Annotated in this window: 20 protein-coding genes; 8 read left to right on the top strand and 12 right to left on the bottom strand. The window is 75.7% G+C overall.

Features of this window, described 5'->3' with window-relative positions; genetic code table 11:
- Positions 1 to 3: 3 nt before the first annotated feature.
- The 3 genes from ACIQG9_RS01245 to ACIQG9_RS01235 form a co-directional block, all read right to left on the bottom strand.
- Positions 4 to 2103 carry a cellulose binding domain-containing protein gene (locus tag ACIQG9_RS01245; RefSeq protein WP_400397016.1) on the bottom strand — a complete coding sequence of 700 codons (2100 nt, stop codon included), beginning with the start codon at positions 2101 to 2103 and terminating at the stop codon, positions 4 to 6.
- A 359-nt stretch (positions 2104 to 2462) separates the two neighbouring features.
- Positions 2463 to 3446: a hypothetical protein gene (locus ACIQG9_RS01240; protein ID WP_400397014.1), complete on the bottom strand. Its 984-nt coding sequence runs from the start codon at positions 3444 to 3446 to the stop codon at positions 2463 to 2465.
- 543 nt (positions 3447 to 3989) lie between these two features.
- Positions 3990 to 5339, bottom strand: coding sequence for a PHB depolymerase family esterase (locus tag ACIQG9_RS01235; RefSeq protein WP_400397011.1), 1350 nt, complete (start codon positions 5337 to 5339; stop codon positions 3990 to 3992).
- Positions 5340 to 5656: 317 nt separating this feature from the next.
- On the opposite strand from ACIQG9_RS01235, the gene ACIQG9_RS01230 reads away from it, so the two are divergent.
- Entirely contained in the window at positions 5657 to 6583 is a 927-nt protein-coding gene (locus ACIQG9_RS01230) for a DMT family transporter (protein WP_400397009.1), read from the top strand.
- A 70-nt stretch (positions 6584 to 6653) separates the two neighbouring features.
- Here ACIQG9_RS01230 and ACIQG9_RS01225 read toward each other — a convergent pair whose 3' ends face one another.
- Positions 6654 to 7343, bottom strand: coding sequence for a GntR family transcriptional regulator (locus ACIQG9_RS01225; protein WP_400397006.1), 690 nt, complete (start codon positions 7341 to 7343; stop codon positions 6654 to 6656).
- Between the two features lie 210 nt (positions 7344 to 7553).
- Here ACIQG9_RS01225 and ACIQG9_RS01220 point away from each other — a divergent pair, with 210 nt between their 5' ends.
- Together ACIQG9_RS01220 and ACIQG9_RS01215 are read left to right on the top strand one after the other, a co-directional pair.
- Entirely contained in the window at positions 7554 to 7805 is a 252-nt protein-coding gene (locus ACIQG9_RS01220) for a hypothetical protein (protein WP_400397003.1), read from the top strand.
- A gap of 47 nt (positions 7806 to 7852) precedes the next feature.
- Positions 7853 to 8854 (top strand): LacI family DNA-binding transcriptional regulator, encoded by a 1002-nt coding sequence (locus ACIQG9_RS01215; RefSeq protein WP_400397001.1) that lies wholly within the window; start codon positions 7853 to 7855, stop codon positions 8852 to 8854.
- A 15-nt stretch (positions 8855 to 8869) separates the two neighbouring features.
- Here ACIQG9_RS01215 and ACIQG9_RS01210 read toward each other — a convergent pair whose 3' ends face one another.
- Entirely contained in the window at positions 8870 to 9595 is a 726-nt protein-coding gene (locus ACIQG9_RS01210; protein ID WP_400396998.1) for a response regulator, read from the bottom strand.
- The gene (locus ACIQG9_RS01205) at positions 9592 to 11181 is read right to left on the bottom strand and encodes an ATP-binding protein (protein WP_400396995.1); all 1590 of its coding nucleotides are present in this window, start codon (positions 11179 to 11181) and stop codon (positions 9592 to 9594) included. Before ACIQG9_RS01205 ends, ACIQG9_RS01210 begins: the two co-directional genes overlap by 4 nt.
- 100 nt (positions 11182 to 11281) lie before the next feature.
- Here ACIQG9_RS01205 and ACIQG9_RS01200 point away from each other — a divergent pair, with 100 nt between their 5' ends.
- The gene (locus ACIQG9_RS01200; protein WP_400396992.1) at positions 11282 to 12694 is read left to right on the top strand and encodes a cation:dicarboxylate symporter family transporter; all 1413 of its coding nucleotides are present in this window, start codon (positions 11282 to 11284) and stop codon (positions 12692 to 12694) included.
- A 45-nt stretch (positions 12695 to 12739) separates the two neighbouring features.
- Here the strand turns inward: ACIQG9_RS01200 and ACIQG9_RS01195 are convergent, their stop codons facing one another.
- Both ACIQG9_RS01195 and ACIQG9_RS01190 read right to left on the bottom strand, forming a co-directional pair.
- The gene (locus ACIQG9_RS01195) at positions 12740 to 13240 is read right to left on the bottom strand and encodes a hypothetical protein (RefSeq protein ID WP_400396989.1); all 501 of its coding nucleotides are present in this window, start codon (positions 13238 to 13240) and stop codon (positions 12740 to 12742) included.
- Positions 13233 to 14498 (bottom strand): molybdopterin-dependent oxidoreductase, encoded by a 1266-nt coding sequence (locus tag ACIQG9_RS01190; RefSeq protein ID WP_400398753.1) that lies wholly within the window; start codon positions 14496 to 14498, stop codon positions 13233 to 13235. Before ACIQG9_RS01190 ends, ACIQG9_RS01195 begins: the two co-directional genes overlap by 8 nt.
- A 316-nt stretch (positions 14499 to 14814) precedes the next feature.
- On the opposite strand from ACIQG9_RS01190, the gene ACIQG9_RS01185 reads away from it, so the two are divergent.
- Positions 14815 to 15876: an NAD-dependent epimerase/dehydratase family protein gene (locus tag ACIQG9_RS01185; RefSeq protein WP_400396986.1), complete on the top strand. Its 1062-nt coding sequence runs from the start codon at positions 14815 to 14817 to the stop codon at positions 15874 to 15876.
- A 34-nt stretch (positions 15877 to 15910) separates the two neighbouring features.
- Here ACIQG9_RS01185 and ACIQG9_RS01180 read toward each other — a convergent pair whose 3' ends face one another.
- Complete coding sequence (locus ACIQG9_RS01180) at positions 15911 to 17320, bottom strand: hypothetical protein (RefSeq protein WP_400396983.1); 1410 nt, start codon at positions 17318 to 17320, stop codon at positions 15911 to 15913.
- 144 nt (positions 17321 to 17464) lie between these two features.
- On the opposite strand from ACIQG9_RS01180, the gene ACIQG9_RS01175 reads away from it, so the two are divergent.
- From ACIQG9_RS01175 to ACIQG9_RS01165, 3 genes are read left to right on the top strand one after another with little or no spacing between them, the layout of a single operon-like run.
- Positions 17465 to 18139, top strand: a complete 675-nt coding sequence (locus ACIQG9_RS01175; RefSeq protein WP_400396980.1) for a glycosyltransferase family 2 protein — start codon at positions 17465 to 17467, stop codon at positions 18137 to 18139.
- Positions 18136 to 18816: a DUF2064 domain-containing protein gene (locus ACIQG9_RS01170; protein WP_400396977.1), complete on the top strand. Its 681-nt coding sequence runs from the start codon at positions 18136 to 18138 to the stop codon at positions 18814 to 18816. The genes ACIQG9_RS01175 and ACIQG9_RS01170 overlap by 4 nt, the downstream gene beginning before the upstream one ends.
- On the top strand, positions 18813 to 19451 hold the full coding sequence (locus tag ACIQG9_RS01165; RefSeq protein WP_400396975.1) for a class I SAM-dependent methyltransferase: 639 nt from the start codon (positions 18813 to 18815) through the stop codon (positions 19449 to 19451). The genes ACIQG9_RS01170 and ACIQG9_RS01165 overlap by 4 nt, the downstream gene beginning before the upstream one ends.
- A gap of 30 nt (positions 19452 to 19481) precedes the next feature.
- Here the strand turns inward: ACIQG9_RS01165 and ACIQG9_RS01160 are convergent, their stop codons facing one another.
- From ACIQG9_RS01160 to ACIQG9_RS01150, 3 genes are all read right to left on the bottom strand, one after another.
- Entirely contained in the window at positions 19482 to 20237 is a 756-nt protein-coding gene (locus ACIQG9_RS01160; protein WP_400396972.1) for a zf-HC2 domain-containing protein, read from the bottom strand.
- Positions 20234 to 20812, bottom strand: coding sequence for a sigma-70 family RNA polymerase sigma factor (locus ACIQG9_RS01155; protein ID WP_400396970.1), 579 nt, complete (start codon positions 20810 to 20812; stop codon positions 20234 to 20236). Before ACIQG9_RS01155 ends, ACIQG9_RS01160 begins: the two co-directional genes overlap by 4 nt.
- A 107-nt stretch (positions 20813 to 20919) precedes the next feature.
- On the bottom strand, positions 20920 to 21657 hold the full coding sequence (locus ACIQG9_RS01150; protein WP_400396967.1) for a RibD family protein: 738 nt from the start codon (positions 21655 to 21657) through the stop codon (positions 20920 to 20922).

Here is a 21657-nt window from a genome sequence, read left to right as displayed (position 1 = left end):
GTTTCAGCCGGTGGCGCAGGGGGTGCCGTTGAGGGTGAACATGGTGGGCGGGACGTTGGGGCCGCTGTAGGCGCCGACGAATCCGGCGGTGGTGCTGCCACCGCCGCCGGCGATCCGCCGGTTGTCGTCGGTGCTGGTGACCGTCACGGTGCTGCCGGTCTGCGTCCAGTTGCCGCTCCAGCCGCTGCTCACCCGCTGCCAGGTGGTGGGCCAGCTCCAGGTCAGCGTCCAGCCGTCGACGGGGTTCGCCCCGTTGTTGACGATCTCGACGTTGCCGACCCAGCCGTTGCCCCAGTCGGTGGTGCTGCTCAGCCGTACGACGCAGGTGCTGTCGGCCGGCCCGCCGGTGGTGAAGGTCAGCGGCGGCGAGGCCCAGGAGACCTTGCCGGCGGTGTCCCGGGTCAGCACGTTGACGGTGTACCGGGTGCCCGGGTTGAGGTTGCCGACGGTGAACGTGGTGCCGCTCGTCTCGCCGAGCTGCTCGCTGATCGTCCCGTTCTGCCGGTAGACCTCGTACTTGGCGATCGGGGCGCCCTTCGGCGGGGCCGGCGGCCAGGAGATGGTCGCGGCCCGGTCGGTGACCCCGCTCGCGGTGGGCTGTCCCGGCGGCGCGGGGTGGGCGGTGACCGGAGCGGAGGGCCGCAGCACCAGCGTGGTCAGCGAGTACGGCGGCAGGGTGCGGCTGGTCGCGCTGCCGGCCTGGCTGGTGGCGATGCCGGTGGCCCCGTTGGTCAGGGTGTGCGTCGTCGGCGCGGCACCCGACGGAGTGAAGCCGGCGTAGTCGACGGTGACCGGGTGCGCGGCGTCCGGGTCCTTGTTCACCAGCAGCAGCGCGAGGTCCCCGTTGGGCCGTCGGGCGGCGTGCGCGGTGACCAGCGGCTGGTCGGTGCCGGCGCGGACGAACTGGTCACCCGGCCGGACGAACAGGTTCATCAGGGACAGCCCGTGGTACGGCGCGAACGGCGTGTTCAGTGGCGGTTCGCAGACCGACCCGTCGGCGGTGCAGCCGCCGCTGGAGAGCAGCCCGAAGTCGCCGTAGTCGGTCTGACCGGCCACCTCGGACACCGTGCCGATGCCGTTGTGCACGTTCCACCACTGGACCGTGAACACCCCGTTCTCCAGCAGGTCGCTGTAGGCGTCGGCGAGGAACAGCGCGCCGGGCTGGGTGTTCTGGCCGGTCCCGACGTTCAGCTCGGTGAAGCTGATGCCGATGCGGGCGGCGTTCGGCCCGGCGTACCGGGTGAGCTGCTGGCGCAGCAGGTAGGCCGCGTCGTCGATGTGGCTGGTCCGCTCCAGCGACTCGGCGGCGGTGCCGCCCGGGTACCAGTGCACGTCCACGAAGTCGATCTTCGGACCGGCCAGCGAGAGCACGGTCCGGTTCCACGGCCCCGGGTCGGTGCCGGCGGTGATCCCGTCCGGCCAGTTCCCCGGCATGGTCAGCACCGCGCCGACCTTGACGGTCGGGTCGACCGCCTTCATCGCGTCGGCGTACTCGACGACCAGCCGCGCGTACTGGCTGGCGCTCTTGTCGGGGTGGTCGTCGGCCTCCCAGGCCGACCCGTACAGGCCGTTGCCGTAGTTCTCGTTGCCGACCGTCCAGTACTTCGCGCCGTAGCCCTTGGTGACGTTGGCGTACCGCACCCAGTCGGCGGCCTCGGCCGGGGTGCCGGTGCCGTAGTTCGCGATGATCATCGGCTGGGCGCCGACCCGCCGGGCCGCCGCCATGAAGGTGTCGAAGTCGGTGTTCGGGGCGACGTACCCGCCGGGGGCGGTGTGGTCGCGCCAGTGGTAGATGTCGGCGTACGAGCCGCCCGGGTAGCGCATCATCCGGACGCCGGCCGCCTTCAGCAGGTCCGACGTCCCGGCGGTGCCGAGCTGGGAGTCCCAGATGGCGTGGTTGACGCCGAGCGCGGTGTCGGGCACGGTGGCCAGCCCGGCGCGGGCGTTGACGGTCACCGCCACCGTGTCGGTCGCCGCGCCGGCGCTCGACGGACCGGTGGCGGTGAGCACCCCCGTGGCGAGCAGCAGGCTCGCCGTGAGCGCCGTCCAGCGCCCCCGGCCGGTCCGGGCGGGACGTGACGGTGGGGCGGAATCTCTGTTCATGCGGGTTCCTTCGTTGGTCACCACAGTGAACCGCCCGGCCGGTCGGGGTGGGGTCGCGCCACGGGGGCGTCCAGACGGCGGGCGGGAGTGATGGACGGACTGCTGGCATCGTTCCGTCGCACTTGTCGCCGTCCCCCGGAAGTCCGTACCGGCTCCCGGTTGCCCTGTGGACGACTGTCAGCCCCGCGCGCGGCAAGTCATCGACGTACAAGAATCTCATGGCGACCCTGTCGTACTCAAGGCGGTTCCGTCGCCGCCCCGAGCCGGTCGACCACGTCGCCAGCATCCTGCCGGTACGCGGCACTGCCCCGTCCGCCGAGTCGACCCGGCGGACGGGGCAGTGTGCGGGAGAGCCGGGGCTACTGGGCGGGTTGCGCCTGGTAGACCTCGTCACCGGCACCTCGGACGAAGAGCCGCAACGGCCCGCCGTAGCCGGTCGCCGCCGGTGCGGAGACCGCGCCGCCGGGGCCGTCGACCGTGGCCCAACCCGACCAGCCGCCGGTGGTCTGCGAGTACCGGTTGGTCCGCAGGTCGCCGTTGCCGCCTCGGACGAACACGTGCAGGTCACCGCCGTCGACGACGGTCGCCGGGGTCGAGGTCGCGCCCGCACTGCCGGGCACGGTGCTCCAACCCGACCAGGTGCCGGGCAGTGAGTACCGGTTGGTCCGCAGGTTGCCGTTGGTGCCCCGGACGAAGACGTGCAGGTCGCCGCCGTAGATACCGGTCGTCGGGGCCGAGTTGGCGCCGGTCGGGCCGGCGATCGTCGCCCAGCCCGACCAGGTGCCGGTGTTCAGCGAGTACCGGTTGACCCGTACCTTGCCGTTCGCACCGCGTACGAACAGGTGTAGCTCACCGCCGTAGACGGCGGTGGCCGGGGCCGACGTGGCGCCGGTGGTGCCGGGGACCGTGGCCCAGCTCGACCAGGTGCCGGTGGCCAGCGAGTACCGGCTGGTGCGCACCTTGGCGGCACTCTGGACGAACAGCTGCAACTCGCCGCCGTAGACGGCCGCCACCGGCGCCGACGTCGCCGCCGCGTCGCCCGGAACGGTGGCCCAGCCGGACCAGGTGTCCGTCGTCAGGGTGTACCGGCTCACCCGGACCTGTCCGCCGGCGCCCCGGACGAACACGTGCAGGTCCCCGCCGTAGGTGGCGGTCCCCGGCGCGGACCGGGCCTGCGCCTCACCCGGCACGGGCGTCCAGACGGTGGACCGCGCAGCCGACGGCCGGCCGGTGCTCCCCGGGGCGGCGGCGGCCGGGGCCGCGACGAACGCGACGGTGCCCAGGGCGAGCGTGAGTGCGAGCAGGCGGCGTTTCAGTGATCTCGTCGGTCGGTCTGGCTGCATGGCGGCTCCCTCGTGGACGCTCGGTGGCGGCGCGGTTCGGGCCAGCTCGTGATCGGTCCGACAGCCGTACCACCCCACCCGTCCTGGGCGGCCGGCGATGGCGGGCGCACGGCCCTGGTGAACCCCGTTACGGCCAAGGGTATCGATCGGCCCCTACCGGACACACCCACCGAAGAGGCCGAAGCCACTCAGCGAAACCGACCCACCCGCCGATCCGCCCACCCACCCGCCGCGCCACCCCGAGTTCCCGAGCGGTGATCAAGAGCTTTCTGTCACCGTGGACAGTTCCCATGACACAAACCTCTTGATCACCGCCGGCACCGCACCCTCGGCGGCGCGCGACGTGGGTGCGTGGGTGCGTGGGGCTGGGCTGGGGTCGGGGCGGTTTTTTGCGGGTGATCAAGAGGTTTGTGTCATGGGGGACGGGGCGGGTGACGTAAAGCTCTTGATCACTGCCGGAGGTGAAGGGGCGCCGGCGGTTACGCCGGCTGGTGGTGTGTGCGGGGGCGAGCACCGGGGGTGGGCCGGTGCCCGCGCCGCGGGTCAGGAGATGGTGCAGGGTGCGCCGTTGAGGGTGAAGGTGGCCGGGCGGCCGGTGTTGCCGGTGTGGGTGGCCTGGAAGCCGATGCCGACCGACGTGCCGGGCGCGATGGTCGCGTTGTAGGAGAGGTTGCGGGCGGTCACCGCACCGCTGGTCGGCGAGTACGTCGCGTTCCAGCCGCTGGTGATGGTCTGGCCGGCCGGCAGGGTGAACGCCAGCGCCCAGCCGTTGACCGTCGTACCGCCGGTGTTGGTGATGGTGACGGCGGTGGTCAGGCCGGTGTTCCAGGCGCTCACGGTGTACTCGACCCGGCAGCCGGTCCCCGGCGGCGGGCTGGTCGGCGGCGGCGTCGTCGGCGGGGCCGTGGTGGGCGGCGGCGTCGTGGGCGGGGCCGTGGTGGGCGGCGGCGTCGTGGGCGGGGTCGTGGTGGGCGGGGTGTCGAGACCGAAGAAGCGGATCGCCTGGGCCGCGTCGACCGGCAGGTTGTGCGACACGCCCTGCATGCTGATCGCCTCGACCTGCGCCGTGCCGCCGCTACCGCCGTACCGGGTGCGGGTGTAGCCGGACTGCGGGGTGTCGGTGTAGGTCGGCGTCTGGCTCAGCCCGTGCACGTTGGTCCACTGCTTGACCTCTTCGCCGAAGTTCGGGTAGCGCAGGGTCTCGTCGTTGGTGCCGTGCCAGAGCTGCATCCGGGGCCGCCGGCCGGTGTACCCGGGGTAGGCGTTGCGGACCAGGTCGCCCCACTGCTGCGGGGTCTTGGTGAGCTGTCCGTTGGCGCACTGGCTGTTCCACTCCGACCCGTCGGTGGTGGCGAAGCAGCCGAACGGTACGCCGGCGAAGGCCGCGCCCGCGCTGAACACGTCCGGGTAGTCCCCGAGCAGCACGTTGGTCATCATCGCCCCGGACGAGACGCCGGTGGCGAAGATCCGGTCCGGGTCGACGGCGTAGCGCTGCCGGACGTAGTCGACCATCGACTTGATGCCCACCGGGTCGCTGCCGCCGTCGCGGCGCAGGGCCTGGGGCGAGGCGACGTCGAAGCACTTGCTGCTGCGGGTCACCGAGGGGTAGACGACGATGTAGCCGTACCGGTCGGCCAGGGCGGCGTACTGGGTGCCGGAGTAGAACGCGGGACCGCTGCCGGTGCAGTAGTGCACCGCCACCAGCAGGCCCGGTCGCGGCGCGACGTTGTTCGGCACGTACAGGTACATCTGCAGGTTGCTCGGGTTGTTGCCGAAGCCGGTCACCTCGGTCAGTGCCGCCGCCGAGGCCGGGGTGGGCACGACGACCGCGGCCAGCGCGGTGAGCGCGGCGGCCACCAGGGCGGTGCCGAGCAGTCTGATTCTCGCTCTCATGGGACAGGTTCCTCCGGAGGATCGCGTGTGCTGCGGGTGCTCCGATCGAGGCTGCCCGGCGCTCGATCAATTCCGGCTCAGGAACATCCATGAGTATGGATAATCGGCGGGTCGCTGGCAAGCCGTGGGCGTCCCCCCGTCCGTCCCCGTCGGCGGCTAGGGTGGCGCGACATGTGGTCCGTGATCCTGCCGCCGCCCGTCCGCTAGCGGGCGGCGCGTACCCCACGCCCTCCCGGTCCGGCAGCGCCGGACCGGTCGACGGATGCCGCCCGCGACCCCGCGGACCTCCCATCCCGGCTTCCGTCACGGAGTACTCCATGGACCCCGCACGTCTCGCGCCGCGCCGGCGCGACCTCCTGCTCATCTCCGGTGCCGCCGTCGCCTGGGGCGCCGGTGGCGCCGCCGCGGCCGTGCTGTTCCGGCTCAGCGGCCTGGGCCCGCTGGCCGTCTCGTTCTGGCGGACGGCCGTCGCCACGCTCGTGCTCGCCCTCGCCCTCGCCCTCGCGGTCGCCCTGGTCGGCCGGGACGACCGTCCCCGGCCCGGGACCCCGGTACGCACCGCCGTGCTGCTCGGTGTCGGCCTGGCCGGCTACCAGAGCGCGTACTTCGCCTCGGTCGACCGGGCCGGCCTGGCCCTCGGCACCCTGGTCACCCTCGGCGCCGGCCCGCTCCTGGTCGCGTTGGGCGGCCGGCTGCTGCTCGGCGAGCGGCCCGGCCGGCGGGGCGTGGCCGCCCTCGCCGTCGCCCTCGTCGGCCTGGTCCTGCTCGTCGGCGGCAGCGTGTCGGCGGGGCCGGGGGTGGCCTCGGGGGTCGGCGCGGCGCTGCTCTCCGCGCTCGGCTACAGCGCGGTCACCCTGTACGGCCGGTCCGCCGGCGGGGGAGGAGCGACCATGGTCTCGTTCGTGGCCGGCACCGTCGCGCTGCTGCCCCTCGCCGTCGCCGAGGGGGTCTGGCCGCGCACCGGCGATCCGCTGCCGGTGCTCGGCTGGCTGCTCTTCCTCGGTGTGGTGCCGACCCTGCTGGCCTACCGGTGGTACTTCGCCGGGCTGGCCACCGTCCCGGCCGCGACCGCCGCGGTGCTGGTCCTGCTGGAACCGGTCACCGCGGCGGTGCTGGCGGTGGTGCTGTTCGGCGAGCGGCCGACCGGGTACGTCGCGGCCGGCGCGGCCCTGCTGCTCACGGCGGTCACCCTGCTGTCCCGGCCGGTGCCCCGACGCCCGGACGCCGCGGCCACCGCGACGTGACCGGCCCGGCCTCGCCGCCGGGACCGGGCGCATCCCCCGCGACGGGCGGCGAGGCCCTGGGCCGGTCGGCTCAGCCGGTGCGGTCCCCGGCGAAGGCGGGCAGGTGCCGCGCCTGCGCCGAGACGAGGTGCCGGCGCATCGCCCTGGCGGCGGCGTCCGGGTCTCCGGCGGCGACGGCGGCGGCGATCCGGCCGTGCTCGGCCACCGTCACCCCCGGGTCGGTGGCCGGGAAGTAGCGGCGGTGCAGGTGCAGGTGGGCGTGCAGGCGGGTGATCGACTCGCGTAACAGCGTGCTGCCGGACACCTCGGCGACCAGGTCGTGGAAGCGGGCGTCGAGCGCGGTGACGTGGTGCCGGTGGGACTCGTGGCGCGGGTCGGGGACCGTGGCGGCGGCCTGGCCGGTGAGTCGCCGACGTGCCTCGGGCCCGGCGTGGGTCGCCGCCCGCCGGGCCGCCGCCGGTTCGAGCAGCAGCCGCAGTTCGAACAGTTCCTCGAACTCCGCCCGGGTGAGCAGCGCGGTGGTGGTGTAGCCGGACATCGCCCGCTTGCGTACCAGGCCGTCGGACTCCAGCCGGGCCAACGCCTCGCGGACCGGGGTGGGGGAGACCTGGAGGGAGCGGGCCAGCCCGTCGATGCTGATCCGGTCGCCGGGGGCGAGGGCGTGCTCCATGATCAGGGCCTTCACCGACTCGTAGACGTCGTCGGTCAGGGTGAGCCGCCGCGCCGGTCGGATCCCGGCGGGCAGTGGCGGTGTGGCCATCGCGCACCCCCCTGGTTCGTCGGTTTCGGACCGGCTCCGCTGGCCAGGATCATATATGATCCACGATCGCCGTCCCGGCGGGCCGGCGCACACCTTGCCGGCCGCCGCACCGGCACCGGTCCTGACCTCCGAAAGGCTCCGGGCGGACGCGCCGCTGCCGTCCTGACCCGCCCGGCCGGCTACCGGCGGCTGCGCGGCGGGGAGTTGCTGGTGGGCGTCCGCTCCCAGGTGCAGGGGGAGGCCGACCCGGACTACCTGGACCGTCCGGAGGTACGCCGTGGCCTGGCCGCCGTGGCCGACGCCGGCCTCGTCTTCGACCTGGTCGTCCGGGCCGACCAGTTGCCCGCCGCCGCCCGCGCCGCGGCCGGGCAGCCCGGGAGGGGCCGGGCAGCCCGCGCCGGACGCCGGCCGTGCCGGCCGCGCCGGGCGACGCCCTACCCGGTCGGTCGACCCACCGGTTGACCGGGCCGGCGACGACCGGCGTGGGTGGCCCGGTGGATAATGGCCGCATGCGTGGTCCCGCAATGACGGACGTCGCCCGCCTGGCGGGAGTCTCCCACCAGACGGTCTCCCGGGTGCTCAACGACCACCCGAACGTCCGCGAGCAGACCCGGGTACGGGTCCGCGCGGCGATCGCCGAACTCGGCTACCGGCCGAACCGGGCGGCGCGGGCCCTGGTGACCGGCCGCTCCCAGTTGATCGGGGTGGTCGCCCAGAACAGCACCCTGTACGGGCCGGCGTCGTTGCTGGCGGCCCTGGAGCAGGCCGCCGCGTCGGCCGGCTTCGCGGTCAGCGTGGGCAGCGTCAGCACGCTCGACCGCCGGTCGATCTCCGCCGCCGTGGAGCGTCACCTCGACCACCGGGTGGCCGGCATCGTGGTGATCGCCCCGGTGGCCTCCGCCGACGAGGCGCTCGACCACCTGCCGCACGGGGTGCCGCTGGTCACCGTGGACGGCGACCCGGCCCGGGAGGCGGCGCTGGTCACCGTCGACCAGGCGGTGGGCGCGGGGCTGGCCACCCGACACCTCCTGGACGCCGGCCACCGCACCGTCTGGCACGTCTCGGGCCCATCCGACTGGTTCGACAGCGCGGGGCGGATCGAGGGCTGGCGGGCGGCGCTGCGCGCGGCCGGCGCGGAGGTCCCGCCGGTGCTCTCCGCCGACTGGAGCGCCGCCTCGGGCTACCGCTGCGGTCAGATGCTGGCCCGGATGCCGGAGGTCACCGCCGTCTTCGCCGCGAACGACCACCTCGCGCTCGGGGTGCTGCGGGCGTTGAGCGAGCGGGGTCGCCGGGTGCCGGAGGAGATCAGCGTGGTCGGCTTCGACGACGTGCCGGAGGCGGCCTACTTCATCCCGCCGCTGACCACCGTCCGGCCGGACTTCGACGCGGTGGCCCGGGCCAGCCTGGACCTGCTGCTGCGACAGATCGGAGCCGGGCCGGGGGCGGTGGAGCGGCACACCATCGCACCGACCCTGGTATGCCGCGCGAGCGTGGCCGCGCCACCGACCTGACCCGCGCCGGCCCGGTCAGATCGGGCGGTACTCGACCTCGGGCCGGCCGGGGGTGCCGTAGCGGGGGCTGCGGGTGACCCGCCCGGTGTCGGCCAGGTGCTCCAGGTAGCGCCGGGCGGTCACCCGGGACGTCCCGGTGCGCTCGGCGACCTCCGAGGCGGACTGGCCGGGGCGGCTGCGCAGCGCCTCCAGCACCCCGTCCAGGGTCTCCGCGCCGAGCCCCTTGGGCAGGGTGTCCGCCGCGGTGCCGCGCAGGGTGGCGAACATCCGGTCCACCTCGTGCTGCGCGGCCACCGCGCCGCCGGCCGACGCCTGTGCCCGGTACGCGGCGTAGCGTTCCAGCTTGTCGCGGAACGCGGCGAAGGTGAACGGCTTGAGCAGGTAGTGGGTCACCCCGAGGGCGACCGCCGCGCGTACCATCGCCAGGTCCCGGGCGGAGGTGACCGCCAGCACGTCGGCGGAGCTGCCCGCCGCCCGCAGCGCCCGGCACACCTCCAGGCCGTGCAGGTCAGGCAGGTTGAAGTCCAGCAGCACCAGGTCCACCGCGCCGCCGGAGCGCAGCGCCCCCAGCGCCGCCCGCGCGGTCCGCGCCACCCCGACCACCCGGAAGCCGGGCACCCGCTCGGTGTACGCCCGGTGCGCCTCGGCGATCAGCTCCTCGTCCTCGACCACCAGCACCCGGATGTCGTCGCTCACGCCCGGCCCTTCCGTGCCGACCGGCAGCCGGAAGTCGTCGCTCACGTGGGGCTGCCCGCGCCGACCGGCAGCCGGATCCGGAAGGTGGTTCCGCCCTGCGGGGCGGCGCCCACCTCGTACCGGCCGCCGTGCCGGGTGACCACCTGACCGACCAGGGCCAGCCCGATGCCCCGGCCGTCCCGCTTGGTGGACCAGCCCCGGCGGAACGCGTCGGCCACCTGTTCCGGCGGCAGGCCGGGCCCGCTGTCGGTCACCTCGACCACCACCTCACCGGCCCCCTCGGTCACCCGGACCCGCACCCGCCGGGGTGGAGGCGCGGTGGCCACCGCCTCCAGGGCGTTGTCGACCAGGTTGCCCAGCACGGTCAGCAGGTCGGCCGGGGGCAGCGTACCCACGTCGAGGCGGGAGTCCGGGTCGACGGTCAGCTCGACACCCCGCTCGGCCGCCTGGGCCGACTTGCCGAGCAGCAGGGCGGCCAGCGCCGGTTCGGCGATCGCCCCCACCACCTGGTCGGTGAGCTGCTGGGCCAGCGCCAACTCCTCGGTGGCCAGCCGGACCGCCTCGTCGGCGCGGCCCAACTCGACCAGGGTGAGCACGGTGTGCAGCCGGTTGGCGGCCTCGTGTGCCTGGGACCGCAGCGCCTCGGTGAGGCCGCGCACCGAGTCCAGCTCGCTGCTGAGCGCCCGCAGTTCGGTGTGGTCGCGCAGGGTCAGCACGCTGCCGTGGGCCCGGCCGTCGAGGGCGGTGGGGCGCTGGTTGGCCACCAGCGACCGGTCGGCGGTCAGGATCAGCTCGTCGTGCGCGGCGCGGCCGGCGGTGACCAGCTCGACCAGGGCCGGGGGCAGGCTCAGCCCGGTCACCGGGCGGTCCACCAGCGGGGCGTCGGGGGGCAGCCCGAGCAGCCGGCGTCCCTCGTCGTTGATCAGGGCGATCCGCCGCCCGGCGTCCACCACCACCAGGCCCTCGCCGACGGAGTGCAGGACGGCGTCGTAGTACTCGTACATCCGGGTCATCTGGGCCGGCCCGAGCCCGTGGGTCTGCCGCCGCAGCCGGCGGCTGAGCAGCCACGAGCCCAGCCCGGCCAGGGCCAGCACCGCGCCGGTGACGGCAAGCAGGACGGGGGCACGGGAGAGCAGCTTCCGGTTGATCGAGTTGGTGGTGATGCCGACCGACACCAGCCCGGTCACCGTGCCGTCCGGGCCGCGTACCGGGACCACGGCGCGGACCGACTCGCCCAGGGTGCCGGTGTTGACCACGGTCCACGGGTGGCCGGCGAGCGCCGGGCCGATCTCGCCGATGAACGGCTGGCCGATCCGGGTCGGGTCGGGGTGGGTGTACCGGGTCCGGTCCGGGGCCATCACCACCACGAAGTCCGTTTCCGTCCCGATCCGCACCGATTCGGCGTACGGCTGGAGCGCGGCCGACGGGTCGGGGGTGCGCAACGCGGCGGCGACCTGCGGTGCGCGGGCCACCGCCTCGGCCACGGCGAGCACCTCGTCGGTGGCGGCCTCCCGGGCGTCGGCCCGGGCGAGCAGCGCGGCGCCCACCGCGCCGGCGGTGACGAGCAGGGTGACCACCAGCGCCTGGAGCGCGAAGAGCTGCCCGGCAATGCTCCACTTCCGTGCGGTCATGTCCCCTCGGATCAGGTCGTCGTTACGTCGGCACGTCACGCTGGTGAACAGAATGAACGCAAGGCTGCTTCCGGTTGAGACCTGGACCACAGTCTCACCCATGGAGACCCCCACCACCAGCAGCACACCTGCCGTGCGGACCCGCCGGGACCGCACCCACTACCTGTACCTCGCGGTGATCGTCGCCGTCGTCGCGGGCATCGCCCTCGGCCTGGCCGCCCCGGAGGCGGCGAAGGAGCTCAAGCCCCTCGGTACCGGATTCGTCGCGCTGATCAAGATGATGATCAGCCCGATCATCTTCTGCACCATCGTGCTCGGCGTGGGCTCGGTGCGGCAGGCGGCCAAGGTCGGCAAGGTCGGCGGCCTGGCGCTCGGCTACTTCCTGGTGATGTCCACCGTCGCGCTGGCCATCGGCCTGGTCGTCGGCAACCTGATCCACCCCGGCTCCGGGCTCCAGCTCGACGCCGAACTGGCCGGCGCGGGGCAGCAGGCGGCCGGCGGCGGGAGTGAGGGCACCGTCGACTTCCTGCTCGGCGTCATCCCGACCTCGCTGCTCTCCGCGCTCACCGGCGGCGAGGTGCTCCAGACCCTGCTGGTCGCCCTGCTGGTCGGCTTCGCGGTGCAGGGCATGGGCCGCCGGGGCGAACCGGTGCTGCGGGCGGTCGGCGTGATCCAGCGGCTGGTCTTCAAGGTCCTCTCGATGATCATGTGGCTGGCCCCGGTCGGCGCGTTCGGCGCGATGGCGGCGGTGGTCGGCGCGACCGGCGTGGACGCGCTGAAGAGCCTGGCCCAGATCATGCTCGGCTTCTACGCCACCTGCCTGATCTTCGTGGTGGTCGTGCTCGGCCTGCTGCTCCGGCTGGTCGCCAAGATCTCGATCTTCGCCCTGCTGCGTTACCTGGGCCGGGAGTTCCTGCTGATCGTCTCGACCTCGTCGTCGGAGTCGGCGCTGCCGAGGCTGATCGCCAAGATGGAGCACGTCGGGGTGAGCCGGCCGGTGGTCGGGATCACGGTGCCGACCGGGTACTCGTTCAACCTGGACGGCACGGCGATCTACCTGACCATGGCCTCGCTCTTCATCGCCTCCGCGATGGGCGACCCGCTGTCGGTGGGCGAGCAGGTGTCGCTGCTGGTCTTCATGGTCATCGCGTCCAAGGGGGCCGCCGGGATCACCGGCGCGGGCCTGGCGACGCTCGCCGGGGGCCTCCAGTCGCACCGGCCGGACCTGGTCGACGGGGTCGGGCTGATCGTGGGCATCGACCGGTTCATGTCCGAGGCGCGGGCGCTGACCAACTTCGCCGGCAACGCCGTCGCCACCGTCCTGGTCGGTACCTGGACCGGGGAGTTCGACCGGGAGCAGGCCCGCGCGGTGCTCGCCGGTGAGCGCCCCTTCGACGAGACCACCATGGTCGACGAGGACCACGACCCGGACGACGCCCCGACCGCCGACGAGCGCGGGTCCCGTGCTGCCGAGGTGCCGGTCGGCGCGGCCCCGGCCCGGGTCGGCTCCTGACCCGCAGCGGCGGCCGCGACGGCGGCCGCCGCTGCCTCACCACCGTCACCCGCGACGATCCGGACCGGGTCGCCGCCCGCCACCCGCCGGTGCGGGAGCGGCGGTCCCGGCCCGGAGCCGGCGCAGCGCGTACCCCAGCGCGCTGGCCGCGAAAAGCACCCCGGTCACCGCCAGCCAGCGACCCAGCAACGGCCGGGGCGTCAACCCGCTCGCGGCGGTGTACGTACCGTCGCCCAGCCCCAGGACGCCGGGGAGGTACACCAGCAAAAGCAGGCCCGAGGCGAGCGCCGGCACCCGGACGTGGTTCAGCGCCGACGGCGTACGGCCGGCCGGCAGGGCGGCGCGCAGCGCCCGGTCGACCGAGGCGTACACCGGGAAGAGCACCAGGTCGTGGGCGATCACCGCGCCCAGGAACCAGAGCAGCATCCGGCCGGCGGCCGGTGCGTCGGCCAGCCGCAGCGCGATCCACCCGACGACCGCGAAACAGCCGAGCAGGAGCAGCAGGTGCCAGGGGGCGGCCCCGTAGCGGCGGCGGAACTCAGCCATCGAAGGTGATCTCCCGAACCCACTTGGTGCAGTGCACCCCGGGCAGGGCCGGCACGATCACCCGGGCCGGCCAGCCGTGGTCCGGGGTGAGGTCGACGCCGTTGACCCGCAGGGCCAGCAGCGCGTCGGAGTCGGCCACCTGGTGGGCCGCGAGGCGGGCCTGGTTGAACAGGCCGGACCGCTCCAGCGACCGGACCCGCGCCGACGCCGGCCGCGCCGCCCCGACCAGGGCGGCCAGGTCGCGCAGGCGCACCCCGGTCCAGGTCTGCGTGGTGGACCAGCCCTCCACGCAGGCGATCGGCAGCCGGGCGGTGTGCTGCGGCATCGCCAGCAGCGCCGCCCGGTCCAGGTCGGCGGTGCGGCCGGCGCCGCGTACGGTCAGCCGCCAGCCGGACCCCGTCTCGGCGGGGGTGATGCCGGCCGCGGCGACGGTGCGGTTGACCGGGAAACCGGTCGGCCCGTCGCCCGGCCGCCGGCCCCGGGGCAGCAGCAGCGCGGTGCCCCGCAGCGGGTCGACGCTCTGCCCGACGGTCAGCGCCGCCAGCAGCAGCGCCCCGCCCCCGGTCAGCGCGAGCACCCCGCGCCGGCTCATGGTGGCCGCACCCGGTCGCGGCGGCACCAGGCCGTCCGGGTCGGGCGGCTCCGGTCGAGTCCGGGCCACCGACGTCCCCGTGAAGCCCGGCCCGCGCAGCGCGGAGACCAGCCGGGGCAGTTTCACCGCCACGTGGGTCACCAGCGCGGCGGTGAAGACCCACGCGCCGTACCAGTGCGCGGTGTAGAAGTCGAAGCCGAACAGGTAGCTGTACTGGATGTCGAGCAGGCCGGTCGCGAACTGGAAGAGGATCCCGCCGACCAGCAGCAGCAGCGACAGCCGCTCCAGCACCTGGGCCACGGACCGGGCCGGTGGCCAGGCGAACAGCTTCGGCACCACCGACCAGAGCTTGGCCAGCACCACCGGGACCAGCACGATCCCCAGCGTGACGTGCAACCCCTGGGTGAGCCGGAACAGCCAGGCCGGGTGGGTCGGCCAGTCGAACACCGGCGGGTGCAGCCAGCCCACGTCCCGGGGCAACGCCTGGCCGAGGCGGGGGCCGTAGGCGATCCAGTCGAGCAGCCCGGTCACCATCACCAGCGGCAGCGTCACCAGCAGCACCGCACCCAGCACCGAGGTCAGCCACGGGCCACGCACCGGGCTGCGCCAGGCCCCCGCCGCCGCGTCCACGCCCGGTGGCCGGTGCCGGTCCAGGCCGCGCCACAGCGCCGCCGGGAACGGGTACGCCGGACCGTCCGTGGTGGCGGCGGGTGGCCGGCCGGCGCGACCGGGCCGGTCGACGTGGTCGCCGGACCGGTCCGGCGGGTCGGCCGGACCGGCCGGGTGCGGGCTGGCGGGCACGCGTCCTCCTGACGGTCGTGGTGGCCCGACGCCCCCGGACGCGTGGGCCCCCGTCCAGCGACGCTAGCCGGTCACCTGGCCGGTCGGCGGCCTTTGCGGATTACCGGACCCGCCCCTACCGAGTGCTGACGTCCGCCCGGAACCGGCCCGCTGGCCGCCACCGGTGTCCTAGCGTGACGGGATGCGGGTACTGGTCACCGGCGCGGCCGGTTTCATCGGATCGCAGGTCGCCGACCTGCTGGTCGCCGAGGGGCACCAGGTCGTCTGCCTGGACGCGCTGCTGCCCCAGGCGCACGGCGGCGGGCTGCCGCACTGGTCCCGCCGGCACCAGCCGGTGATCGGGGACGTCCGCGACCCGGCGCTGCTCGACCGGCTGCTGTCCGGGGTGGACGCGGTCTGCCACCAGGCCGCCATGGTGGGGCACGGGCTCGACCCGTCGGACGCCCCCGACTACGCCAGCCACAACGACTACGGCACCGCGGTGCTGCTCGCCGCGATGCACCGGGCCGGGGTGTCCCGACTGGTGCTGGCCAGCTCGATGGTGGTTTACGGTGAGGGCCGCTACGAGTGCGCCCGGCACGGCGTGGTCCGTCCGGCCCCGCGCCGCCCCGCCGACCTGGCCGCCGGCCGGTACGATCCCACCTGCCCGGACTGCGCCGGCCCGCTGGCCGCCGCCCTCGTCCCCGAGGACGCCCCGGTGGAGCCGCGCAGCACGTACGCGGCCAGCAAGCTCGCCCAGGAGCACCTGGCCGCCGCGTGGGCCCGGCAGACCGGCGGCGGGGGGTGGGCGCTGCGTTACCACAACGTCTACGGCCCCCGGATGCCCCGCGACACCCCGTACGCCGGGGTGGCCTCGATCTTCCGGTCCGCGCTGGCCGACGGGCGGTCGCCCCGGGTCTACGAGGACGGCCGGCAGCGCCGCGACTTCGTGCACGTCACCGACGTGGCGCGGGCGAACCTGCTGGCGCTCACCGCGCCCGCCCCGGACGGGCTGGTCCCGGTCAACGTCTGTTCCGGGGAGCCGCACACCGTGGGTGAGCTGGCCGGCGCGCTGGCCACCGCGATGGGTGGCCCCACCCCCGAGGTGCTCGGCGGGGCCCGCGCCGCCGACGTCCGGCACGTCACCGCCGACCCCCGCCGGGCCCGGGACCTGCTCGGCTACACCGCCCGGGTCGGCTTCCTCGACGGGGTGACCGCGTTCGCCACCGACCCCCTCCGCGAGCCCGCCGCCCTGCCCGTGTGAACGGCCCGCGCCGTTCCGCCCCGCCGTCCGGTGGTCAGGAGACCGTGCGGAGCAGGTGGTTGACGGCCAGGGCGGTGAGCGCCTGACCGGCCAGCCACCAGCGGTGGGCCGGCGCGGGCAGGTGCGCCGTGGCGACCAGCGCCCACACCGCGAACGGCAGCCAGATCCGCTCCACCTCGGCCTTGCTCATGCCGGACAGGTCGGCGGCGGCCACTGCCAGCATCGCCGCCGCCGGCAGCAGCACCGTCGGACCGGCGACCCGGACCCGGTCCGGCAGCGCGCCCGCCCACGACCGGCCGACGGGTCGGGCGTCCGCCCGCCGGCCGGCGCGGGCCGCCAGCAGACCGCGGCGCAGCGCCGGACCGAGCACCGGCCCGGCGCACAGCAGCAGCGCGGCCAGGTTCGCCCAGACCCAGTAGCCGTACGGGCGGTCCGCCGCCCAGCCCTGGTGGTACCGCGCGACGACCCGGTCGTACCCCACCCACCAGTGGAACCCCACCGCGACGAAGACGACGGTCACCGCCACCGCCCCGACCGCCCCGGCCAGCAGGGCGGCCCGCCGGCGGCCCGGCCGCAGCGCCAGCACCACCAGTGCCAGCGGCGCGACCAGCACGAAGCCGTACGACAGGTACAGCGCGAAGCCGAGCAACAGGCCACCGGCGAAGGCGACCACCGGCCCGCGCCGGGCGAGCAGGGCCAGGCCGGCGGCGACCACCCCGGCGAAGAGCCCGTCGCCGGAGGCGCCCACCCACACCGCGCCGGGCAGCAGCACCAGGAACGGCAGCACCGCGCGGGCCGCGTCGGCGGACCCCAGCGCCCGCAGCGTCGCCGGCACGGTGACCGCCACCGTCGCGCCGACCAGTACGCAGGCCAGCGCCGCGGCGGTGCCGCCACCCAGGCCGACCCGGTCCAGCCCGACGAAGACCAGCAGCGCGCCCGGTGGGTGCCCGGCGGTGTGGGTGGACCACGAGTCCGGCCCGAAGTCGAGGATCCGGTCGGTGAAGCCGGCCAGCATCCGGGGGATGTCGGTCACCCCGGGCACCTCGTGCAGGTACTCCGCCTGCACGGTGAGCCGCCGGGTCAGCCCCGCCGACCAGCCGTCCACCAGGGCCAGGGCCAGCGTCCAGGCGACCGCCGCCAGCCAGCCGACGGTCAGCAGCACGCCCCACCGGGCGGTCCGCGCCCAGCCCGGACCCACCCCGACCACCAGGGCCGCGACCAGCAGCGCCAGCGGGGTGCCCCAGCCGGCGTGCGGTCCCCAGGTCGCGTAGACCGGCGCGGCGTCCGCGTGCAGCCCGGCGCCCCGGGCGTTGAGCACCGCCCCGACCGCCACCGCCAGCCCGAGCAGCACCCCCTCGACGGCGAGCACGACCAGGTAACCCCGGTCGTGGGTGGCGCCCGCCGAGGAGGCGGGGGAACGGGGCAGGGTGCCGGCGGGTCTCATGACGACCGGACGGTACGCCTGCCCGCCCCCGCCGTCAGCCGGTTCGCCGATCCGTCACCGGACGGTAAGAATCACCTGGTCGGTAGGGCTTCCGTAGGGCCGATCGGGGCCTGCCGGCCGACCGCCGGACCTAGCGTCGGTGGTATGCCGACACAGATCGACGTGGTGCTGCCCTGCCTGGACGAGGCCGCCGCCCTGCCCGGTGTGCTGGCCGCGCTGCCGGCCGGTTACCGGGCCGTCGTGGTGGACAACGGGTCCCGGGACGGTTCGCCGGAGGTTGCCGCCCGGCACGGCGCCCGGGTGATCCACGAACCCCGCCGGGGGTACGGCGCGGCCGTGCACACCGGGCTGGAGGCCGCCGAGGCGGAGCTGGTCTGCGTGCTCGACGCCGACGGCTCGTTCGACCCCCGGGACCTGCCCGCCCTGGTCGCCCCGGTGGCCGCCGGCCGGGCCGACCTGGCGGTGGGTCGCCGCCGGCCGGTCGCCGCCGGGGTGTGGCCGTGGCACGCCCGGGCCGGTACCGCGCTGGTCGCCGCGCTGCTGCGCCAGCGGGGCGTGCCGCTGTGGGACCTCAGCCCGATCCGGGTGGCCCGCCGGGAGGCGCTGCTCGGCCTGGGCGTCACCGACCGGGCCTTCGGCTACCCGCTGGAGCTGCTGATCCGTGCCGCCGCCGCCGGCTGGCGGATTCACGAACGGGACGTCGCGTACGCCCCGCGCACCGCCGGCACCCGGTCCAAGGTCTCCGGCTCGGTACGCGGCACGCTGCGCGCCACCCGGGACTTCGCCACCGTGCTGCGTACCGTGGACGGCCGGCGGTGACCGTGCTGCTGGTGGTGGCCAAGGCGCCGGTGCCCGGCGCGGTGAAGACCCGGCTCTGCCCGCCCGCCACGCCCGCGCAGGCCGCCCGGATCGCCGCCGCCGCGCTGCGGGACACCCTCGACGCCGTCCGGGCCACCCCGGACGTCACCCCGGTGCTGGCGCTGGCCGGGCGGTTCGCCGACGCCGAGGACGGCGTCGCCCTGGCCGCCGCCACCGCCGGCTGGCCCGTCCTGCCGCAGCGCGGCACCGGCCTCGCCGAACGGCTCGCGCACGCGCACGCCGACGTGGCTGACAGGTATCCCGGCCGGCCGGTGCTCCAGATCGGCATGGACACCCCGCAGCTCACCCCGACCCGGCTCGCCGCCGCCGCCCGCCGGACGGGCGCCGTCGACGCGGTGCTGGGGTGGGCCGCCGACGGCGGCTGGTGGGCGCTGGGGCTGCGTGACCCCCGGCACGCGGACGTCCTGCGCGCGGTGCCCATGTCCACCCCGGACACCGCCCGGCTGACCTGGGCGGCGCTGGCCGGGCGGGGGCTGCGCGCCGCGCCGCTGCCGGTGCTGCGGGACGTGGACGGCTGGGCCGACGCGCTCGCCGTGGCGGAGACCGTGCCGGGCGGCCGGTTCGCCCGGGAGGTGGCCGCGGTGCGGCGTACCTTGCTCGCCGGGGTGCGGCGGTGACCGTGCCCGCGGTGGATGCCTTCGCGGCGGCGCTGGCGGACCGCGAGGCCGGGCCGCACTGGCTGGTATACGCCGACGGGACCCGCAGCCGGCTGCCGGTGGGGCGGTGGCACGGGCCGGCGGAGCCGGCCACCACCACGGTGGTCGGCCGGTGTGCCGGCCCCACCCTCGACCTGGGCTGCGGGCCGGGCCGGTTCACCCTGGCGCTCACCCGGGCCGGGACGACCGCCCTCGGCGTCGACGTCTGCGCGCGGGCGGTCGCGCTGACCCGCGCGCGCGGCGCGGTCGCCGTCCGGGCCGACCTGTTCGACCCGCTGCCGGCCGAGGGCCGCTGGGCGCACGTGGTGCTGCTCGACGGCAACATCGGCATCGGCGGTGACCCGGTCGCCCTGCTGCGCCGGTGCCGGGCCCTGCTGCACCCGGCCGGCAGCGCGCTGGTCGAGCTGGACCCGCCCGGCACCGGTGCCTGGCAGGGGCAGGCGTACGTGGTCTCCGGGCGGCGGCGGGGGCCCGGCTTCCGCTGGGCGCGGCTGGACACCCGGGCGGCGTACGGCGTCGCCGAGGCGGCCGGGTGTGCCGTCCGGGAGGTGTTCCGGGTGGGCCGGCGCTGGTTCGCCGAACTGGGCCGGCGCTGACCTGACCCGTTCGGCGCGACGGCCGTCGGCTCAGGCCGCCCGGCGGTCGTGGGCGTGCGCGCCGTACGGCTGCGCCGGTGCCCGGCGGGGTTCGTCGACCTCGTCGAGGCGCAGCCGCCAGCGGGACCGGCCGGTGTGCCGCCCCTGCCCGGGGCCGTCCGGGCGCGGGCCGAGCCGGGAGAGCAGCACGGTGATCAGCCAACCGCCGACCAGGAACCCGTGGCTGACCAGCCGGGGCACCGCCACCTGCGCGGTGACCAGGTCGTTGACCGACAGCAGCAGCAGGGTGGCGACGAAGGCGCTGAGCATCGGCAGCAGCCCGGCGGGCGGCGTGCGGCGGACCGCCACGAACAGGAAACCGGCGCCCACCGCCACGTTCCACGCCGCCGACTCGTGCCACAGGTGCTGCCCGGCCTGGTGCAGGTGCTCCGCGCCGACGCCCCGGCCGACCTGGGCCAGCCCGAGGGCGAGCTGGACCGCGCCGAGCAGGCCCAGCGCCACCCGCAGGCCGGCGGTCAGCCGGCCCCGCCACCGGTCGACGTGCCGTGGCCGCGGCGACGGCACGGCGGCGAGGATCGACTCGGTCAGGTCGGGCAGCGCCGACACCACCCGGGTACGGGCCCGCCGGGTCACCACGGCGGCGGCGTCCTGCCAGGCGCGGCACTCGCCGCAGCGGTCGAGATGGGCCTGGACCGCGAGCCGTTCCGCGCCGGTCTCCTCGCCGTCGAGCTGGGCGGACAGGACCTCGCGCCACCGTTCGCACCGGCCGGCCGGATGGTCGCTCATCGGCCCGGCCCGATGCCCGCCGCCGGTCGGCCGGGCACCTCGGCCGGCCCGTCGGGCCGGTCCGCCAGCGCGGCCACCAGCTCGTCCCTGGCCCGGGCCACCCGGGAGCGGATGGTGCCGACCGGGCAGTCGCAGACCTCGGCCGCCTCGGCGTACGACAGGCCGAGCACCTGGGTGGCGACGAACGCCTCCCGACGCTCGGCGGGCAGGTCCCGCAGCAGCAGGTCCAGTGCCACCCCGTTCTCGAACCGTCCGGCGGCCGGCGGGTCCCAGCCCGGCGGCACCGTGGCCGTCGGGCGGGCCCGGCGGGCCCGCAGGTGGTCGGCGGCGACCCGCCGGGCGATGCTGAACAGCCAGGTGCGGGCCGAGGAGCGGCCGGCGAACCGGGGCATCGCCCGCATCGCCCGCAGGTAGGTCTCCTGCACCAGGTCGTCGGTCTCCGCGTCGGCGAGCAGGTGGTGCAGGAACCGCCAGGTCTGCTCCTGGGTGCCCCGGACGAACGCGGCCAGCGCCTGCGGATCGCCCCGGCCGGCGGCCAGCGCCCACCGGGTGACCTGTGCGTCGTCCGAATCCACCACGCCCACCCCTCGTCCGTGCCGTCCGGCCCGCTACGACACAGCGTAGTGAACCGGGCCGGCGTCTCGGTCGGATGGTACGCACGGACCCGCCGGCCGGTGCACCCTCAGCCGTCGACGCAGCGCTCCGAGAGGGCGTAGCGCACCAGCACCACGTCGCCGATCTGGCGTACCTCGGCCACCCGGGCGCGCCGGCCCGGATGCCACGGGAACGCGCCGTCGCCGACGAACCGGGGAGCCCGCCGGTCACCGACGAAGAACGGGGCGACCACCAGGTGCAGCTCGTCGGCGTGCCCGGCGGTGAGGAACTGGGCGTGCACCGTCGCGCCGCCCTCCACCATCAGCCGCCGCACCCCCCGGCCGGCGAGGTCGGCCAGGGCGCGGGCCGGGTCCAGCGGGTCGCCCGCGTCGACCACGGTGGCCACCCCGGCGAGCAGTTCGGCGGTCTTCGCCACCGCCGGGCCGGCGCAGTAGACGATCTTCTCGGCGTCGCCGACGGTGAAGAACCGGGACGCCGGGTCCAGCAGCCCCCGGGCGGTCAGCGTCACCTTCACCGGCGACGGCGGCAACCCGGCGGCCTGCCGGGCGGCCCGAAGCCGCTCCGAGCGGACCACCAGCCGTGGGTCGTCCGCCCGGATGGTGCCCGCGCCGACCAGGATCGCGTCGCAGCCGGCCCGGACCGCGTCGATCCGGTCCATGTCCTCGGCGTTGGACAGCAGCAGCCGCTGCTCGGTCGCGTCGTCGATGTACCCGTCGATGGACGTGGCACAGCTCAGCAGCACGTACGGCCGCCCGGTCGGCGTCGGGACCGAGGTGCCGGCCGTCCCGGCCGGTACGACAGCCAT

Source organism: Micromonospora sp. NPDC092111, from assembly GCF_044755745.1.
In the GTDB taxonomy this organism is placed as follows: Bacteria; Actinomycetota; Actinomycetes; order Mycobacteriales; family Micromonosporaceae; genus Micromonospora.
The sequence above is the reverse complement of the archived record's forward strand: the minus strand, read 5'-3'. Positions and strand labels throughout refer to the sequence as shown.

Bases quoted from the DNA above. Each gene is read 5' to 3' on its own strand.
- ACIQG9_RS01180 (WP_400396983.1), bottom strand. From the start codon at position 17,320: ATGAGACCCGCCGGCACCCTGCCCCGTTCCCCCGCCTCCTCGGCGGGC.
- ACIQG9_RS01175 (WP_400396980.1), top strand. From the start codon at position 17,465: ATGCCGACACAGATCGACGTGGTGCTGCCCTGCCTGGACGAGGCCGCC.
- ACIQG9_RS01195 (WP_400396989.1), bottom strand. From the start codon at position 13,240: ATGGCTGAGTTCCGCCGCCGCTACGGGGCCGCCCCCTGGCACCTGCTG.
- ACIQG9_RS01150 (WP_400396967.1), bottom strand. From the start codon at position 21,657: ATGGCTGTCGTACCGGCCGGGACGGCCGGCACCTCGGTCCCGACGCCG.
- ACIQG9_RS01240 (WP_400397014.1), bottom strand. From the start codon at position 3,446: ATGCAGCCAGACCGACCGACGAGATCACTGAAACGCCGCCTGCTCGCA.
- ACIQG9_RS01225 (WP_400397006.1), bottom strand. From the start codon at position 7,343: ATGGCCACACCGCCACTGCCCGCCGGGATCCGACCGGCGCGGCGGCTC.
- ACIQG9_RS01235 (WP_400397011.1), bottom strand. From the start codon at position 5,339: ATGAGAGCGAGAATCAGACTGCTCGGCACCGCCCTGGTGGCCGCCGCG.
- ACIQG9_RS01205 (WP_400396995.1), bottom strand. From the start codon at position 11,181: ATGACCGCACGGAAGTGGAGCATTGCCGGGCAGCTCTTCGCGCTCCAG.
- ACIQG9_RS01230 (WP_400397009.1), top strand. From the start codon at position 5,657: ATGGACCCCGCACGTCTCGCGCCGCGCCGGCGCGACCTCCTGCTCATC.
- ACIQG9_RS01160 (WP_400396972.1), bottom strand. From the start codon at position 20,237: ATGAGCGACCATCCGGCCGGCCGGTGCGAACGGTGGCGCGAGGTCCTG.
- ACIQG9_RS01245 (WP_400397016.1), bottom strand. From the start codon at position 2,103: ATGAACAGAGATTCCGCCCCACCGTCACGTCCCGCCCGGACCGGCCGG.
- ACIQG9_RS01215 (WP_400397001.1), top strand. From the start codon at position 7,853: ATGCGTGGTCCCGCAATGACGGACGTCGCCCGCCTGGCGGGAGTCTCC.
- ACIQG9_RS01185 (WP_400396986.1), top strand. From the start codon at position 14,815: ATGCGGGTACTGGTCACCGGCGCGGCCGGTTTCATCGGATCGCAGGTC.
- ACIQG9_RS01200 (WP_400396992.1), top strand. From the start codon at position 11,282: ATGGAGACCCCCACCACCAGCAGCACACCTGCCGTGCGGACCCGCCGG.